At 28.3% G+C, this 17,535-nt stretch carries 24 protein-coding genes; all 24 read left to right on the forward strand.

Going from position 1 to position 17,535, the window contains the following annotated elements:
* The first annotated feature begins 52 nt into the window (after positions 1-52).
* The 24 genes from EJL03_RS01740 (at position 53) to dxs (ending at position 17,526) form a co-directional block, all read left to right on the forward strand.
* Complete coding sequence (locus tag EJL03_RS01740) at positions 53-814, forward strand: hypothetical protein (protein ID WP_125152243.1); 762 nt, start codon at positions 53-55, stop codon at positions 812-814.
* A gap of 20 nt (positions 815-834) precedes the next feature.
* Positions 835-1,287: a hypothetical protein gene (locus tag EJL03_RS01745; protein ID WP_125152244.1), complete on the forward strand. Its 453-nt coding sequence runs from the start codon at positions 835-837 to the stop codon at positions 1,285-1,287.
* Positions 1,277-1,678, forward strand: a complete 402-nt coding sequence (locus tag EJL03_RS01750; protein WP_125152245.1) for a hypothetical protein — start codon at positions 1,277-1,279, stop codon at positions 1,676-1,678. The genes EJL03_RS01745 and EJL03_RS01750 overlap by 11 nt, the downstream gene beginning before the upstream one ends.
* 33 nt (positions 1,679-1,711) lie before the next feature.
* Positions 1,712-2,188: a shikimate kinase gene (locus tag EJL03_RS01755; protein WP_125152246.1), complete on the forward strand. Its 477-nt coding sequence runs from the start codon at positions 1,712-1,714 to the stop codon at positions 2,186-2,188.
* 103 nt (positions 2,189-2,291) lie between these two features.
* Positions 2,292-2,732, forward strand: coding sequence for a type II 3-dehydroquinate dehydratase (aroQ, locus tag EJL03_RS01760; protein ID WP_125152247.1), 441 nt, complete (start codon positions 2,292-2,294; stop codon positions 2,730-2,732).
* A complete protein-coding gene (locus EJL03_RS01765) occupies positions 2,733-3,800 on the forward strand; it encodes a M24 family metallopeptidase (RefSeq protein ID WP_125152248.1) in 1,068 nt (355 codons plus the stop codon).
* A 72-nt stretch (positions 3,801-3,872) separates the two neighbouring features.
* On the forward strand, positions 3,873-4,430 hold the full coding sequence (gene efp / locus EJL03_RS01770; RefSeq protein WP_125152249.1) for an elongation factor P: 558 nt from the start codon (positions 3,873-3,875) through the stop codon (positions 4,428-4,430).
* 90 nt (positions 4,431-4,520) lie between these two features.
* Positions 4,521-4,937, forward strand: a complete 417-nt coding sequence (locus tag EJL03_RS01775; RefSeq protein ID WP_125152250.1) for a CD1247 N-terminal domain-containing protein — start codon at positions 4,521-4,523, stop codon at positions 4,935-4,937.
* 128 nt (positions 4,938-5,065) lie between these two features.
* The gene (gene spoIIIAA, locus EJL03_RS01780; RefSeq protein WP_125152251.1) at positions 5,066-5,980 is read left to right on the forward strand and encodes a stage III sporulation protein AA; all 915 of its coding nucleotides are present in this window, start codon (positions 5,066-5,068) and stop codon (positions 5,978-5,980) included.
* Positions 5,981-5,995: 15 nt separating this feature from the next.
* Positions 5,996-6,514, forward strand: coding sequence for a stage III sporulation protein SpoIIIAB (gene spoIIIAB, locus EJL03_RS01785; protein WP_125152252.1), 519 nt, complete (start codon positions 5,996-5,998; stop codon positions 6,512-6,514).
* A 17-nt stretch (positions 6,515-6,531) separates the two neighbouring features.
* The gene (gene spoIIIAC / locus EJL03_RS01790) at positions 6,532-6,729 is read left to right on the forward strand and encodes a stage III sporulation protein AC (protein ID WP_125152253.1); all 198 of its coding nucleotides are present in this window, start codon (positions 6,532-6,534) and stop codon (positions 6,727-6,729) included.
* A 9-nt stretch (positions 6,730-6,738) separates the two neighbouring features.
* Complete coding sequence (spoIIIAD, locus tag EJL03_RS01795; RefSeq protein WP_125152254.1) at positions 6,739-7,122, forward strand: stage III sporulation protein AD; 384 nt, start codon at positions 6,739-6,741, stop codon at positions 7,120-7,122.
* A 9-nt stretch (positions 7,123-7,131) separates the two neighbouring features.
* Positions 7,132-8,286, forward strand: a complete 1,155-nt coding sequence (spoIIIAE, locus tag EJL03_RS01800; RefSeq protein ID WP_125152255.1) for a stage III sporulation protein AE — start codon at positions 7,132-7,134, stop codon at positions 8,284-8,286.
* 4 nt (positions 8,287-8,290) lie between these two features.
* On the forward strand, positions 8,291-8,875 hold the full coding sequence (gene spoIIIAF / locus EJL03_RS01805) for a stage III sporulation protein AF (RefSeq protein WP_164508972.1): 585 nt from the start codon (positions 8,291-8,293) through the stop codon (positions 8,873-8,875).
* Between the two features lie 12 nt (positions 8,876-8,887).
* Complete coding sequence (gene spoIIIAG / locus EJL03_RS01810; RefSeq protein WP_125152257.1) at positions 8,888-9,517, forward strand: stage III sporulation protein AG; 630 nt, start codon at positions 8,888-8,890, stop codon at positions 9,515-9,517.
* Between the two features lie 59 nt (positions 9,518-9,576).
* Positions 9,577-10,086, forward strand: coding sequence for a SpoIIIAH-like family protein (locus EJL03_RS01815; RefSeq protein WP_125152258.1), 510 nt, complete (start codon positions 9,577-9,579; stop codon positions 10,084-10,086).
* A 90-nt stretch (positions 10,087-10,176) separates the two neighbouring features.
* A complete protein-coding gene (locus tag EJL03_RS01820; RefSeq protein ID WP_125152259.1) occupies positions 10,177-10,572 on the forward strand; it encodes an Asp23/Gls24 family envelope stress response protein in 396 nt (131 codons plus the stop codon).
* A 108-nt stretch (positions 10,573-10,680) separates the two neighbouring features.
* Positions 10,681-11,142 (forward strand): transcription antitermination factor NusB, encoded by a 462-nt coding sequence (gene nusB / locus EJL03_RS01825; protein WP_125152260.1) that lies wholly within the window; start codon positions 10,681-10,683, stop codon positions 11,140-11,142.
* An 18-nt stretch (positions 11,143-11,160) separates the two neighbouring features.
* A complete protein-coding gene (locus EJL03_RS01830; RefSeq protein WP_125152261.1) occupies positions 11,161-12,006 on the forward strand; it encodes a tetrahydrofolate dehydrogenase/cyclohydrolase catalytic domain-containing protein in 846 nt (281 codons plus the stop codon).
* The gene (gene xseA, locus EJL03_RS01835; RefSeq protein WP_125152262.1) at positions 11,997-13,199 is read left to right on the forward strand and encodes an exodeoxyribonuclease VII large subunit; all 1,203 of its coding nucleotides are present in this window, start codon (positions 11,997-11,999) and stop codon (positions 13,197-13,199) included. The genes EJL03_RS01830 and xseA overlap by 10 nt, the downstream gene beginning before the upstream one ends.
* 43 nt (positions 13,200-13,242) lie before the next feature.
* Entirely contained in the window at positions 13,243-13,452 is a 210-nt protein-coding gene (locus EJL03_RS01840; RefSeq protein WP_125152263.1) for an exodeoxyribonuclease VII small subunit, read from the forward strand.
* Positions 13,453-13,482: 30 nt separating this feature from the next.
* Positions 13,483-14,352, forward strand: a complete 870-nt coding sequence (locus EJL03_RS01845; protein WP_125152264.1) for a polyprenyl synthetase family protein — start codon at positions 13,483-13,485, stop codon at positions 14,350-14,352.
* A gap of 790 nt (positions 14,353-15,142) precedes the next feature.
* Positions 15,143-15,661: a CNNM domain-containing protein gene (locus EJL03_RS01855; RefSeq protein ID WP_125152450.1), complete on the forward strand. Its 519-nt coding sequence runs from the start codon at positions 15,143-15,145 to the stop codon at positions 15,659-15,661.
* A gap of 2 nt (positions 15,662-15,663) precedes the next feature.
* Positions 15,664-17,526 carry a 1-deoxy-D-xylulose-5-phosphate synthase gene (gene dxs, locus EJL03_RS01860; RefSeq protein WP_125152265.1) on the forward strand — a complete coding sequence of 621 codons (1,863 nt, stop codon included), beginning with the start codon at positions 15,664-15,666 and terminating at the stop codon, positions 17,524-17,526.
* The last annotated feature ends 9 nt before the right edge of the window (positions 17,527-17,535 follow it).

Consider the following 17,535-nt stretch of genomic DNA (forward strand, 5'->3'; position numbering starts at 1 on the left):
TTTAAATATACGCTATAGATAATCTATTGGGTAAGTAGGAAGGTGATAATTTTTGTTTAAGAAAAATACTTTGCTTGAAATAGATAAGAAAAAAATATATATTAATAGATTAAATAAAAAAAATGTTTTTAAAAAAACAATAAGAATTACAAAGGATAAAGAAATTAGAAAAGAAGATTTAACAAATAGTAAATTAAAGGTTTGTTTAAAAAATAGAAATATATTTATGTTATTAGAAGAAGAAAAAATCTTTATAAAACTTATAACCATTCCAAAAGTTAAAGGAAAGTCATTAGATACAATAATTAAAGGTGAAATAAAATGCTATTTTAAATATAATAAAGATATTATATATTCCTATAATATATATAAAGAATATGAAAAAACTTTAGAGGTGCTATTATTTTGTGTGAAATGGGATGATATTTTTATATTGAGAGATTTTCTTCATAATAACAATAGTGTTAAATCTATATGGTTGGTGCAGATATGCTTTTTACAATATTGTAAAGATAGATTTAAAGAGGAAGACTTTATATTTTCCTTTATTTTTAAGGATAATTTATATTTATTGGCTTGTAAAAATGGGAAATTAATTAATAATAATATTATTAAAAAATTTTATGACTATGAGTTTTTTTATAAAAATTTGTATGAATTTATAGAGGATTGTAATGACAAAAAGATTAATTTAAATCTAAAATCAATTTATATAGCTAATTTTAAAGATAAGTTTGAGTTATTTAAGGAGGGTATATCATATAAGATACATAATTTAGGGAACATAAATAGAGAGGAATTGATAAATTTTTAGATTAATAGGATGGATTTATTATGGGAAAAATAAATTTTTTGCCTTATTGGTATAAAAAGGAAGAACAAAAAAGAGACAATAAAAAAATTAAAGGAATAATAATTGTAGAGATTTTTATATTCTCTATACTTATATTTTTAGTTATGTATAACAAACCTAAGTTAGAAGAATTATATAATTTAAAGAAGAAAAAGGAAATTAATTTTCAGAGAAATTCAAAGACAAAAGAGGATGGTGTTGAAAAGTGTTTCTATGCTGTTGAGAATTTATTCAAACAGGATATTGAGTATAAAAGTATTTTTATAGATAAAGATTTTGTTTTTATAGAAGTTGATTTTGATAAGTTAAATGATTATAAAAAATTTATAGAGCTCATAGAGCATGAGAATATTCAAATTTTAAGTGTTAAAAAAATGGATAATACAAATAAAAAATATAATTATAAATTGAGTGTGAAAATAAATGAAAAATAAGAAAAGTGTACTAATAGTCTTCCTATTGTTTTTTGGTATAATAGGATTAAGTATTATAAATATTAAAAAAATAAGGGATATTAAGAATTTAAATTACATAATTAATAATAAAAATAACATAGAAATATATAAGGAAGATAAAAAATTTTCCTATAGTGATATCATAGAATGTAGCGAAAAAGATAATAGAATAAATATTTTACATTTTAAAAGAGAAAATAATAATACAATAAAATTAGATTTAGAATTTAATGGAGATATTAGGGAGATACATGATTTAATTTCATTTTTCAAAAATAAGAATGGATATAAAAATATACATAATATAAATTTATTAAATAAAGATAATAAAACATATAGTAATTTAAAAATAAATTTCACAGATAGATAAGGGGGAGTAAAAATAAATATAATTTTAATAGGTATGCCTGGGGCAGGGAAAAGTACATTAGGTAGAATGTTAGCATTAAAATTAAACTGCAAATTTATAGATACAGATAAATGTATAGAAGAAAGAGAAAATATGAGTGTAAGTAGTATATTTAAAGAAAAAGGGGAAAATTATTTTAGAAATTTAGAGACACAAATTGTTTCTGAATTAAGTTTTATAAAAAATTGTGTTATATCTACAGGGGGAGGCACGCCTATTTTTAATAATAATCTGCAAAAATTAAATGCTTTAGGCACTACTGTCTTTTTAAATGTTTCAATTGATGAACTTTTTAAAAGAAATAATCTAAATATTGAAAGACCGTTGCTTAAAGTAAATATGAAAGAAAGATTAAGTAATATGTATAAAAATAGATTACCCATTTACAATAAAGCAAAAATAATAATAGATATTACTGATTTTAATATTAAGGAAAGTTTAAATAAAATATTACAACTTGTGAGAAAATGAAATAAATATACAATATTATTTGCAAATAATCACAAGTTTTGATAAAATATCATTGTTCAATGAAGGAGAATATATCTATAAATTTTATGGAGATGAAAATTATTTGAAGAAAATATTAATTATAAATGGACCTAATTTGAATCTTTTGGGAGTTAGAGAAAAGGAGATATATGGATCTTTAACTTTAAATGATATAAATAAAATTTTGATTAAAAAATTTAAAAATGTAAGTTTATATTTCTATCAAGGTAACATAGAAGGTGAAATAGTATCAAAAATAGGGGAATCTATAGGTAAATATGATGGTATTGTTATAAATCCAGGAGCCTATTCACACTATAGTATAGCTATTCTTGATGCTATAAGAAGCATAGATATTCCGGTTATTGAGATCCACTTAAGTAATATATACAATAGAGAAGAGTATAGAAGGAAGAGTGTAACGGCTCAAGGGTGTAAAGGTATAATAAGTGGTTTTGGATATTATGGGTATATTATGGCTATAAATGCACTAATAAATAAGTGCTTTGGGGGTGAAAGATAATTGTTTCAAGAAAGAATTAAAAAGCTAAGACAGTCTATGGAAAGACAAGATTTAGATGGAATACTATTGGTGGGTGATGCTAATAGAAATTATCTGAGTGGATTTACTGGGGATGAGAGTTTTTCTATAATTGGATTAGAAAAAGCAATATTTATAACAGATTCAAGATTTACTGAACAGGCAAAAGAGCAGGTTATAGGGTATGAAGTAAGAGAGTATAAAGGGAAAATAGAAAAATTTATGTCAAAAATAGTGAAAGAACTAAACATAAAAAAATTAGGATTTGAAGAAGATATAGTTACCTTCAAAAATTATGTTACATACAAGGATAGTTTTTCTTGTGAACTAGTACCTATAAAAGGTATAATAGAAGATATAAGAATTATAAAAGATGAAGAAGAAATAGTTTGCATTAAGAAAGCTGCTGAAATAGCAGATAGAGCTTTTGCAAAAATATTACAATTTGTAAAACCAGGTATGACGGAAAAGGAAGTTGGAGTAGAACTTGAGTATTGGTTAAAAAAATTTGGAGCTAGTGGACTATCTTTTCCATCAATAGTAGCGTCTGGAGAAAGGTCAAGTTTACCTCATGGTCAGCCTACAGATAAAGTAATAAAAATGGGAGATTTTTTAACACTTGATTTTGGGTGTGTTTACAATGGCTATTGTTCTGACATGACTAGAACAATAGTTATGGGAAATGCAACAGATAAAATGACAGAAATATATAATGTTGTTTTAGAGGCCCAAGAAACTGCAATTAAAGCTTTTAAACCGGGATCAACAGGTGCTGAAGTTGATAAAGTTGCTAGAGATTATATAAAAGAAAAAGGTTATGGAAAATATTTTGGACATGGATTGGGCCATGGTGTAGGAAGAGAAATTCATGAATTACCAGGAATTAGTCCAAATGGAGATATAATATTAAAACCTGGAATGATAGTAACAAATGAGCCGGGAATATATATACCAGATTTTGGTGGTGTTAGAATTGAGGATTTAATCCTTATAACTGAGAATGGTTGCGAAGTGATTTCAAAAACCACAAAAAAATTAATAACTATATAAAATAAATAGTATTAACTTACCTGATAAGGTTATAATATAAATGAATTAATAGTTTTGGAGGGATACTTAAAAATGATATCAGCAGGAGATTTAAGAAAAGGAACCACTTTTGAATTAGATGGACAAGTTTATACAGTAGTAGATTTCTTACATGTTAAACCTGGTAAAGGTGCAGCATTTGTAAGAACTAAAATAAGAAATGTTATTTCTGGTGGAGTTACTGAAACAACATTTAACCCAACTACAAAACTTCAGGAAGCTGTTATAGAAAGAAAAGAAATGCAGTATTTGTATTCAGATGGAGAATTATATTATTTTATGGATCAAGAAACTTTTGAACAGATTCCATTAAACTTTGAAAAAGTAGAAGAAGCTATAAAATATTTAAAAGAAAATATGTTTGCAGTAATTAAGTTTTACAAAGGAGAAGCTTTCTCTGTAGAGCCACCTAACTTTGTTGAATTACAAATAACTCATACAGAACCAGGAGCTAAAGGAAATACTGCAACTAATGTTATGAAACCTGCTACTGTTGAAACAGGAGCAATTATCCAAGTTCCATTATTTGTAAATGAAGAAGACGTTATAAGAATAGATACAAGAACTGGCGAATATATGGAAAGAGTTTAACCAATACTATGGATAGAAGTTAAAAAAGGCGACATACATAATTTTATGTATGTCGTTGCTTTCTAAATTATAAAATAAGGATGTGAATATATGGATACAATTAAATCAAGAGTTTCTTATTTAAATGGACTGATTGACGGTCTAGAAATTAAAAAAGAAAGTAAAGAGGGAAAGGTTTTATATGAAGTGGTAGAGGTGCTTAAGGATATAGCTGATGAATTAGAGGAGTTAAATGATAGACAAAATGATATCGAAGAATATATGGATGCAGTTAATGAAAATATATCATTTATTGAGGATGATTTATACGACGAAGATGATGATTTTTCAGAAGAGGATATAGAAGATTTTATAGATATGTTATGTCCTAAGTGCGGCGAAACTTTATATATAGATACTAAAATTTTACATGATAAGGACAGTATTGTATGTCCAAATTGTCATAATGATATTCCTTTGGATTTAAAATGTGGGTCAGAATGCGAAAGCTGTAATAGTTATAAATAATAAATTTAAATATATAAATTTAAAAAGATAGATTAATTTTATTTTAAAATTAATCTATCTTTTTTATTGTTATTGTCATATTTTTTGATTTGTTAAAATACTTTTTAATAAGAAAGGAGGATAAATAAATGATAAACATGAGAGATATAACTAATGTTTTACCAGATAGTATTAAAAATTCTATTAGATTTGAAGAGTTAGATAAACTTCAGGAAATACGAATAAAAGCTAATAAACCTATAATACTTCAAAATGGATATAAAGAAATAATAACTAAATATACTACAAATGTAGAAGAAATAAAATCTATCATTCAAAGAATGAGTAATTATTCTATTTATGCATATGATGAAGATATAAAACAAGGATATATAACAATTAAGGGAGGACATAGGGTAGGCATATGTGGAAGATGCATTATTGAAAACAATAAAGTTAAAACAATAAAAGATCCGGCATCTTTGAATATAAGAATATGTAGAGAAGTTATAGGATGTTCTAATTTTCTAATACCTCATATTATACGAAATAATAGTGTTTATAATACAATTATAATATCTCCTCCTAAATGTGGTAAAACTACAATAATAAGGGATTTATGTAGGAATATTTCTAATGGAGTTTTAGAATTAAAACTTACAGGTAAAAAAGTTTGTGTTATAGATGAAAGAAGTGAAATAGGAGCATGTTTTAATGGAATTCCACAGTTAAACGTGGGAATTAGAACAGATGTATTAGATAGTTGTCCTAAAAGTGAGGGAATAATAATGGCTATAAGAAGTATGTCTCCTGAAGTAATTGTTTGTGATGAAATAGGAACTCTTAAAGACGTGGAAGCTATGATAAATGCAATGAATTCTGGAGTAAACTTAATTAGTACAATTCATGGATATGGGATAGAAGATTTATTAAATAGAACTGTATTTAATGAAATATTAAAAAATAATATATTTCAAAAAGCTGTTGTTTTAAGTAACAAAAATGGAGCAGGGACTATAGAATATATATTTGATTTTGAGAAAAATAAAAAGCTTTCAAATTAATAAAAAGGAGTTAGTATGTTAAAAGTTATAGGAAGTTTAATGGTTATTCTGTCTTGCAGTATAATTGGTTTTTTATATGGAGAAAAATTCAAAAGAAGAACTTCACAATTAAAAGAGTTAGAAAGGTCTATTCATCAACTTCAAAATGAAGTTATATATACCCATACTGCTTTGCCAGAAGTATTACATAATGTGTATCTTAAAAGTAATAGTACTGTAGGAAAAGTATTTGAAGATGTATCTAAAATGCTTTTTTTAAATGATGTGGATAATGTATATGATGGATTTTATAAAGCATTTAATGATTCATTAGAATGTATAAGTTTAAAAAAGGAGGATGTAGATGTAATACTTAATTTGGCAAAAACATTGGGAGAATCTGATGTGGAAGGACAAAACAGAATGTTTTCATTAACAATAGAAAATATAAAAAAACAAATATCTAATGCAGAAGTACTTATGCACAAAAATGTAAAAATGTATAGATATTTGGGGTTTACTTTAGGAGCTACAATAGTAATCATGTTTATTTAAAAAGGGGGAAACTAAGCATGCTAGATATAAATTTAATATTTAAGATAGGAGCAGTAAGTATACTCATAATAATTTTAGATAAAATACTAAAAACTAGTGGGTATGATGATTATGCTGTAATAACTAATTTAGCAGGAATAGTTATAATACTTATGATGGTTATAAATTTAGTAAGTAAGTTATTTAATGCTGTAAAAACTATGTTTCAACTTTAGGAGGCTTCTATGGAAATAATAAAAGTGGTTAGTTTTGCTTTTGCAGCATTGTTTATAGTTCTTATTGTAAAGGATAGAAGAGAGGATTTAGCTATACAGATAAGTATGGCAGCTGGTATATTAATATTTTTATTTATGATAAGTAAAATAGCTACTGTGATGAATTTACTGCAACAACTTTCGTTAAAAGCCAACATAGATTTTGTATATCTTACTACGGTGTTTAAGATACTTGGAATTGCGTATTTAGCATCTTTTTGCAGTGAAATTTGTAAAGATGCTGGGCAAAGTAGTATAGCTTCTAAAGTGGAATTTGCAGGAAAAATATTAATACTTGTACTTGCTATCCCAATTCTTATGGCGGTGTTACAGTCTATTCTAAGGATAATGTAGGTGAGAAGAATGAAAAAGATAATTACCAAGTTATTAATATTTTTAATGTTTTTTTGTGTGACCTGTAATGTACAAGCATCTTCTAAAGAAATTGCCAATAATAATGATAAAGAGGTAGAGCAACTTTATGATTATATTACCAATATGAAAAGTGAATATGAAATTTTAAAGGATATGAATATAAAATCATATGTAAATGAGTTTATGAAAAATGGAAAAGATAATATGTCTTTTAAGAAAATAACCAAGGCTCTTATATCTTTTGGATTTAAGGAAATGTCAGCGGCTATTAAACTTATGGCAGTTTTAGTTATTATTTCAATCGTATGTGTACTTATAACTAATTTAGAGAAAGCGTTTAGCAATGAGGGGTTATCAGAAATCGCATATTTTGCTTGCTACTCGTTGATAATAATAATAATGGCTAAAAGCTTTTATATAGGTGTGGATTTAGGAAGAGAGACTATAAATAAAATGGCGGATTTTATGCTTGCATTGATACCAGTGTTATTAATGCTTCTTGCAAGTATTGGAGGAATTGCAGAAGCAGCAGTAATAGATCCCATAGTAATAGGTGCAATAAACATAAGTGCAAGAATATTTGCAAATGTTTTAATACCAATAATATGCATGACATTCGTTTTACAATTTGTAAATAATATAAGTGAAGAATATAAAATAGATAAATTGACTAAACTTTTAAATCAGGTAGCTCTTTGGGGACAAGGTGTATTAATGACTGTTTTTATAGGAATACTTACAGTAAGAGGAATTTCTTCAAAAACCTTGGATCAAGTAGTTGCTAAAACTGCTAAATATGCAGTAGATAATTTTGTACCTATAGTAGGGAAATGTTTATCTGATGCTATATCAACTGTAGCAGGATATTCATTATTACTTAAAAATGCTTTAAGTAGCGTAGGGCTTATAGTTCTTATAGGAATAGTAATTTTTCCAGTAATAAAAATACTTATAATTGCTTTGTTATATAAACTTACTGCTGCTTTAATTGAACCTATAGGAGATAAAAAACTTGTAAATTGTATAGCATCAGCTGGTGATTCTTTAATATTAATAACATCTTGTCTTATATGTGTATCAGTAATGTTTTTTATAATGATTTCTATAATAGCTTCCGCAGGGAAAATAGCTGTAGGAGGATGATATAGTGTTAGAATTTTTAAGAGGTTGGATAGTTAATATAGCTACTATAGTGTTATTTATAACTGCAGTAGAAATGATACTACCTAATAATAGTTTGAAGAAATATTCTAAATTTGTATTAGGGTTAATACTTATGACTGCACTTATAAACCCACTTATAAAAATATTTAATAAAAATTTCGATATAAATATTTATAGTGAAAATATAAGCAAGAAAATAGAAGAGGATAATTTTAAAGGAGAGATAAAGGAATATCGAGAAAAAAATGTTGATAATACAGTGAAGGCATTTCAAAAAAATTTAGAAGAAGTTATAGAAGAAAAACTTTTAAAAGAATTTAAAGGAAATAAGTATAAGATAAATACCAAAGTTGAGTTTCATGAAAAAGAAAACAAATTTTTAATCAAAAATATTAACCTAGGAATTAAAGATAATAAAATTAAAAAGGTGAAGAAGGTGCAAGTAACCTTAAATAATAAGATTAAGAAAGAAGAAAATGTAGATTCTGAGCTAGCTAAAAATATAAAGGAATATTTAGGGAAAGAGCTTAATATTTCTCCTAAAATAATAACAATTCATAAGATATAAAGGAGGTTAACTATGAATCTAAAAAGATTACTAGAAAAACTTAAAGATAATAGTAATAAAAGTAAAAAAGTTTACAGTAATAAGACTACAATTAATTTACTAATAATTTTTTTAGTAGGAGTATTAATATTAATAACTGCAAGTTTTTTTAAAACTACGGGTAATGAATCTAAGGAAACTTTTATAAAGAAAGGTAATGATACTGAAAAAAAGGTTGGAGAAGATGAGGAAAATAAAAAAGATCAAGATTTAGAAAAGACACTTAAATTTGATTTGAAAAATATTCTGCAGCAAACGGAGGGTGTTGGAAGAGTAGAAGTAATGATTTATTTTGAAAGTGGTGAAGAACAAGTACCTGCAGTAAATATTAATAATTCAACTAACTCAGCAGTAGAGACTGATAATGAAGGGGGGAGGAGAAATACAACACAAAAAAATAATGGTGAAACAGTAGTAATAACTAATGAAGGTGATACAAGTAAACCACTTATAGTGAAAAAGAATAAACCAAAGGTAACAGGGGTGCTTATTGTAGCGGAAGGAGCAGAAGAAAAAGTTACAGAGTATAGGATTAGAAAGGCGGTAACTAACTTATTTCAGATTCCAGATGTTAAAGTTAACGTTTATCCTATGAAAAAGTAGTATATATTTAATTATTAAAGCATATAATTCTTTAGAAAGATGGATAGGGGGAATGTTTTATGAATAAGAAACAAGCTGTTATAATTGTTACTTTGTCGGCACTTATTATTTGCATGGGGTTACTAGCTACAAGACTTAATAGTCCACTGTATACTCAAAGTGGTGCAGAGGATAAAAGTGCTATTTCATTAAAAGAAACTAGTTCTAAAAAAGAAGCTACTACTTCAAATTATTTTGTTGAAGCAAAAATCAATAGAGACAATAAATATTCTCAAACATTACAAAGTTTAAAAAATGTAATGGAAGATAAGAACATATCACAACAGCAAAGGGATAAATCAGCTGAAAAATATGCACAAGTTGCTATGGCAGTAAATCATGAAAATAAGATAGAGATGAATTTACAGGCTAAAGGTTATGAGGACGCAGTGTGTCTTCTTAATGGAGATAAGGCTACAGTTATAGTTAAAACCAAGGATAAGCTAACAGATAAGCAACTTAAGGAAATACAGAGTGTAGTAATTAATGAGGCTAAAATTAAGGATGTAGAGATTCAACCTAAACAATAGTAATTGTAAAAGGGAAATGTATTTGATATAATATAGCTAATGATTAACCTTTTACGAGTGTAGAAGATGAGAAGCAGGGGGTAGAGAAGTATGGAAGAAGAGATGAGAAATGAGTTAGATATGGGTATAGTTAAGATATCAGATGAAGTTGTAGGAGTAATTGCAGGGCTTGCTACTACAGAAATATCAGGAATAGTTGGCATGAGTGCAAGCCTTGTTGGCGGGATAACTCAGATACTTACAGGCAAGAAAAACTTATCTAAAGGAGTAAAGGTTACTGTTGGAGAAAATAGCGCAACTATTGATTTATATGTTGTAGTAGAATATGGAGTAAAAATTCCTGAAGTAGCGGTAAAAGTTCAGGAAAATGTAAAAAAGGCTGTAGAATCTATGACAGGGCTTACTGTATCTGGTATAAACATACACGTACAAAATGTGATGATCCCCAAAATGGAAACAAACAACATACAAGAATTAGAAGAGTAAGTTTATCACCCTCTGTTTTCAGAGGGTGTTTGTATGTTATAAATAAGTTAGTATAATTATGAATTATGTGACAATAATTTAAATATGAGTAAATATAGGAGGCATACTATGAACAGAAAAAAGACTAGAGAAATAGCAATGAAACTATTATTTGAAATGGCAATAAAAAAAGAAGATTATAAAGATGTAATTGAAAATTTAAAAGAAGCCAATACACAAGAAGAAGGAAAAACTGGAGAAATTCTAGGTATAAAAATAGAAAAAGATCCAGAAAATATAGATTTACAAGATGTGGATATGCCATATTTAGTAAGAGTTCTTAAAGGTGTTGAAGAGAATAGAAGTCTTATTGATGAGAAAATAGAAATGCATTTAAAAAAGTGGAAATTACATAGAATTGCAAAAGTGGATTTATCTATATTAAGACTTTGTACATATGAAATATTATTTGAGGAGGACATTCCAGAAAAAGTATCCATAAATGAAGCAATTGAACTTGCTAAAAGATATGGAGAAGATAAGTCTTCTTCTTTTATAAATGCAGTATTAGATAGTATAGTTAAAAATTAAAGAGGAGTTGTTGCAATAATGGGAGTACCAATAGATGGCAAAAAAGTGGCTATGGATTATAGAAAAAATTTGAAAGAATTTATAAAGAAAAGAGTTGATAAGGGACTTGAACCTCCTTGTATTGCAAGTATTTTAGTAGGTAGTGATAAAGGCTCATTATTTTATATAAAAAATCAAAGCAAGATTTGTAGCGAAATGGGGGTAGAGTTTAAAAGTATTATTTTAAACGAAAATATTGCTGAAGAAGAAGTGTTAAAAACTATTGATAATTTAAATAAAGATAAAAATACACATGGTATAATTCTTCAACTGCCTTTACCCAAAAAATTTAATGGAGAAAAAATTATTAATAGGATTTATTATAAAAAAGATGTAGATGGATTAACAGATATTAATTCAGGTAAGTTTTATAAAGGAGAAAAGTGTTTTATACCATGTACTGCCCAAGGAATTATAGAACTTATAAAAAGCACTGGAATAAAAATTTGTGGAAAAAAAGCTGTGGTTTTAGGAAGAAGTACTATAGTTGGGAAGCCAGTTGCTCAGCTTTTAGTAAATGAGGATGCTACTGTTACTATATGCCATTCAAAAACGGAAAATTTAGAGAAAATTTGTAAGGAGGCTGATATTTTAGTATCAGCTGTTGGGAAACCAAAAGTAGTTACTCTGGATATGGTTAAGAAAGGGGCTGTAGTAATTGATGTTGGTTTTTCAGTAGAAAATGGTAAGATGGTAGGAGATGTAGATTATTATAATGTGTTAGGAAAGGTTAGTTTTATAACACCAGTACCAGGTGGAGTTGGTTCAATGACGCCAACTATGCTTGTAAAAAATACATGTGAGGTTTTAAAGGGATGCATATAAAAACTTTATCTGTGTCAGATGTGAATAATTATATAAAAAAGATTATAGATAACGATTTTATACTAAATAATACATTGGTAAGTGGGGAAATTTCTAATTTTAAATTACATTCTTCAGGACATATGTATTTTTCCTTAAAAGATGAGTTTAGTAAAATAAATTGTGTAATGTTTAGAAGTAATACTAGAAATTTAAGGATAATTCCAGAAAATGGAATGAAAGTAAGAATTAGAGGAAGAATATCTGTATACACTAAAGATGGTTCTTATCAGCTTTATTGCGATGAAATTCAAATGCAGGGGCTAGGAGAACTATATATAGCTTTTGAAAAACTAAAAGATAAGTTGCAAAAGGAAGGTCTTTTTGATGAAAATCATAAAAAGCCCATTCCCTATTATGCTGAAAATATAGGGGTAATAACATCTTCTACAGGAGCGGCTATAAGAGATATTATAAATGTTTCTAAAAGAAGGAACGCTAATTGTAATATATATATATTTCCTGCATTAGTTCAAGGAATTGAGGCTAGTCAGACAATAATAAATGGAATAAACTTTTTTAACTTTAGAAAAAATGTAGATCTTATAATTATTGCTAGAGGTGGAGGGTCTATAGAAGAGCTATGGACCTTTAATAATGAAGAGTTAGCAAGACAAATTTATTCGTCTAAAATTCCTATTATTACAGGGGTAGGGCATGAAACTGATTATACAATAGTAGATTTTGTTAGTGACAGGAGGGCTTCAACTCCTTCTGCTGCTGCAGAAATAGCCGTACTTAACTTGCAGGAAGCTAATAATAAATTAAAGCAATATAAAAAAAATTTAAACAGCTATATGATTAACATGTTAAATGAAAAATATAATAAAGTTGATATATTAAATAGAAGGTTGAATTTTAATAATCCGTTAAACAATATAGTTAAAGAATATGAAAAAATAGATAGGATCAAAAAGCTTTTGACACATAAAATTAATTCTTACTTGAACATGAATAAAGAAAAGCTTTCTAAGCTTAATGCATTGCTTATTGCACGTAATCCATTGAGCATATTAGATAAAGGATATTCAGTAATTCAAGATGAAGACAATAAAATAGTCAATGAAATTGAGATTTTAAATGCTTTATCCATTGTTAAAATAACTTTAAAAGATGGATATGGCTATTTTAATATAGATAAGAGAAATAAATGATAAAATATAATTTGTAGTAATTATTTAATAGGGTGGTGTTATTATGCCAAGGAAAATTGAAAGTTATGAGAGTTTAATGGATAAGTTAGAAAATATAGTGGAGATTATGGATAGTAATGAGCTTACTTTAGAAGATTCTATGAAAAAATATGAGGAAGGTATTAAAATATGTAATAAACTATATAAAACTTTAAATGAAGCTGAGGGTAAAATAAAAATTCTTACGGATAATGGAGAAAAAGAATTGGACTAAAAATATTTTTTAAAGATTGAGGTGATATAAATGCACGTAGAAACCTTAAAAAAAGAGGTAGATGTTTATTTAAACAATTATTTTAATAATAGAGAAAGTTTTAATAGGAAATTATTTGAAGCAATGTCTTATAGTCTTAATATTGGTGGTAAAAGAATAAGACCTATATTAAATCTTCTTACATATGGCCTCTATAATGATAATTATAAAGAGGCTATGCCTGTTGCAGGGGCTATTGAAATGATTCATACATATTCCCTTATACATGATGATCTGCCATGTATGGATGATGATAATTTAAGAAGAGGAAAACCAACCAATCATAAAGTATTTGGAGAAAATTTAGCGGTTTTAGCAGGAGATGGGTTGTTAAATGAAGCGTTTTCCATATTAATTGAAAGTGCTTTAAATAAAGGTTTGAATTTTTTAAAGGCTGCTAAAGTTATAGCAGAAGCTGCTGGTACCGATGGAATGATTGCAGGCCAAACTGTAGACATATTAAGTGAAGGTAAATCTGTGGAATTAGATGAGCTTTATTATATGCATAATAAAAAAACAGGGGAGCTTATAAGAGCCTCTATAATATCCGGAGCAACTATGGCAGGAGCTTGCTCAAAGGACTTAGAGAGTTTAAAAAAATTTGGAGAAATGCTAGGGTTGGCATTTCAAATTAAAGATGATATTTTGGATGTAGTGGGAAACAAAGACAAAATTGGAAAAAGTTTAAATAAAGATAAAAAAAATAATAAGACTACTTTTGTTAAGAAGTATGGGTTAGAGCAGTGTAAAAATATGTGTAATGAACTTAGTGAAGAATGTATAGAGGTTTTAAATAATATGGAAAGAGATACGAGTAAATTAGAGGAATTGACTTTATTCTTGCTTAAAAGGGATTATTAGAATATTGACTTTTAAAATAGCATATTGTAAAATTATGAAACATCATCTAAAGTAAATTATTATTTTTAGATGGAAATATGTTATAATCTTATAGGAATGGTGGCGCAGTATTCTAGTCAGGTAAGTGTCTTCTGAAGGCGGGGCTAAAAATCCGTCAAAGGGCACATCGATGAAGTTCCTTGTGCTGGCTTATGACGCCCAGTCATGGGTTGGTGCTGGGAGTAAGGAAAATGGGGCGGCCGCAATGGCATGCGGGAACTGACCCTATTTCCGTGGAGACCATTATTTGTGTTTTAGGTTAGTCGCCTATTGCACGAAAATGGATTAAACCTGCATTGTGGTATAAAAGCTATGTGCAGTGTAGCCTGCCTTGAGTGATGTGGGGAGAGGTAATAGCAACTTGTAACTTTGGCCAAAAGTTACAAGCCTAGTGTGCTGAAACCTATATTGCAAAAGAGGCTAAGGGGATACCTAACTGTCGAGGAAATCTCCTAGACTGTTCTCACCGAAGTATATTGAGGATTGCAGTGCGGACTAAGTGGTAATCCAGTCCTGTTAATGGCGACATTACAGATAGAATATTAAAGGGAAACCGTCAAAATGGCGACATTTTGATTATTCTGTGGGAAATCCTACTGGACCTAAGCCGCAAGGTTTACTCGATTTACTGCCACCTTCCATTTATAATTGGAGGATTTTTAATTTGGATAATGATGTAAAAGTCAAAGATAAGAGTGATAATAATATAAATAAGAAAAATACATTAAAAAATAATAAATCAAGGGTTAATATGAAATGGACTATAACTATTGTATTATGGACAATAGTTATTTCAGGAACTGCTAACCTTTTGTCTGATATGCTACTAAGAAATATAAAAATGTTATTAGTAGCTTTTATTATATTGATTTTTATAATATGTGTAGGTATTATATTTGATATAATAGGGGTAGCTGTTACTGCAGCTGATGAGACTCCTTTTCATTCTAAAGCTGCTAAAAAATTACCTGGTGCTAAAATTGCAGTTAAACTAATTAGAAATGCAGATAAAGTATCTAACTTTTGCAATGATGTGGTGGGAGATGTATGTGGTATAGTTAGTGGTTCTGTTGGGGCATTAATAACTAGTAAAGTTTTGATAACCTTTCCTAACGGTAATACAACTTTAATTGCTGCATTTATGGGGGCTATTGTAGCCGCAGCTACAGTTGGTGGAAAAGCACTTGGAAAAGGTTTTGCTATGAATGAAAGTGAAAAAATAATAGATAGGGTATCAAGAATAATATATCTAATAAAAAAGGATAGATGAACATGTATAAAATACTGGATGAATATAAGGATATAAATGAAATAAGGAGTATGACTTTAGAAGAGTTAGATGTTTTTGCAAAAGAAATTAGAGAATTTTTAATAGAAAATGTTTCGAAAACAGGAGGACACCTTGCATCAAATCTTGGAGTGGTGGAATTAACTATAAGTTTATATAACGTATTTAATTTTAAAGAAGATAGATTAATATGGGATGTTGGACATCAATCATATGTACATAAAATACTTACAGGTAGAAAAGATAAATTTGATACACTTAGAAAGTATAATGGACTTAGTGGGTTCCCTAAAAAAGTGGAAAGTAAATATGATCATTTCGAAACTGGCCATAGTAGCACGTCTATTTCAGCTGCTTTGGGTATGGCAAGAGCTAGAGATTTAAAGAAACAGCATCATGAAGTTGTTGCGGTAATTGGAGATGGGGCTTTAACCGGGGGAATGGCTTTAGAAGCGTTAAATGATATAGGGTATAGAAATTCCAAGATGATTATAATATTAAATGATAATCAAATGTCTATAGGTAAAAATGTAGGAGGGTTATCTACATATCTAAGTAAACTTAGAGTAGAGCCAGGGTATAATAAATTCAAGCAAGATGTAGAATCTGTATTGAAAAAAATACCTAATATAGGCGGTAGCATGGCTAGAACTATTGAAAAAATAAAAAATGGTATAAAACAGATGGTTGTACCTGGTATGCTTTTTGAAAATATGGGAATAAAGTATTTTGGACCGATAGATGGTCATAATATTAAAGAATTAAGCAAAGTTATGTCTAAAGCAAGAGAAATAAAAGGACCCGTACTTATACATGTTGTTACAACCAAAGGGAAAGGGTACGAGTTTGCTGAAAATAATCCAGATAAATTTCATGGAATAGGACCTTTTGATTGCACAAATGGAAAAGCTTTAAAGGGAAAGGTATTAACATATTCTCAAGCTTTTGGAGATTCTATGATAAAAGTTGCAGATGAAAATGAAAAGGTGGTAGCTATAACCGCCGCTATGCGTGATGGGACAGGACTTGAAGGTTTTGCAAAAAAATTTAAAAATAGATTTTTTGACGTAGGTATAGCCGAGCAACATGCAGTGACTATGGCAGCTGGTATGGCGGCAGATGGATTAAGACCTGTTTTTGCTGTATATTCTACTTTTCTTCAAAGGGCATATGATCAAGTATTACATGATGTATGTATACAGAATTTGCCTGTAGTATTTGCAATTGATAGGGCAGGTATAGTTGGTGCTGATGGAGAAACGCATCAAGGAATTTTTGATTTGTCTTATCTTTCCCATATACCTAATATGACTATAATGGCACCTAAATGTGTTTATGAAATTGAACATATGTTAAGGTGGGCATTAAATCAAGATTTTCCTGTAGCTATAAGATATCCTAGGGGAGGAGACTGTGATAAGTCAGATATACCTGTACAAAAGGATTTTAAAATAGGAAAATGGGAAGTATTATATGATGAAGGTAATATAGCAGTAATAGCTACTGGTAAAATGGTAAGTACAGCGTTGCTAGCGAGGGAAAGGCTTTTGAACATGGGGGTAAAAATATCAGTTATAAATGCTCCTTTTATAAAACCTTTAGATATAGCTATGCTTAAAAATTTAACTAAGGATAAAGAGAACATAATTACTTTAGAGGATAATGTGTTATACGGTGGGTTTGGCTCGTTAGTATTAGATTATTTACATGATATAGGTAAAAGTTGTAAAGTTATTAATTTGGCTTTTAAAGATGAATTTGTTCCACACGGGAATGTAAATATTTTATATAAAAATTATGGATTAGATGTGGATGGAATAGTTGAAAATATAATAAAACTGATATAGAAAAGGAGT

The organism is Clostridium rectalis (assembly GCF_900626095.1).
Lineage (GTDB): Bacteria > Bacillota > Clostridia > Clostridiales > Clostridiaceae > Clostridium_AS > Clostridium_AS rectalis.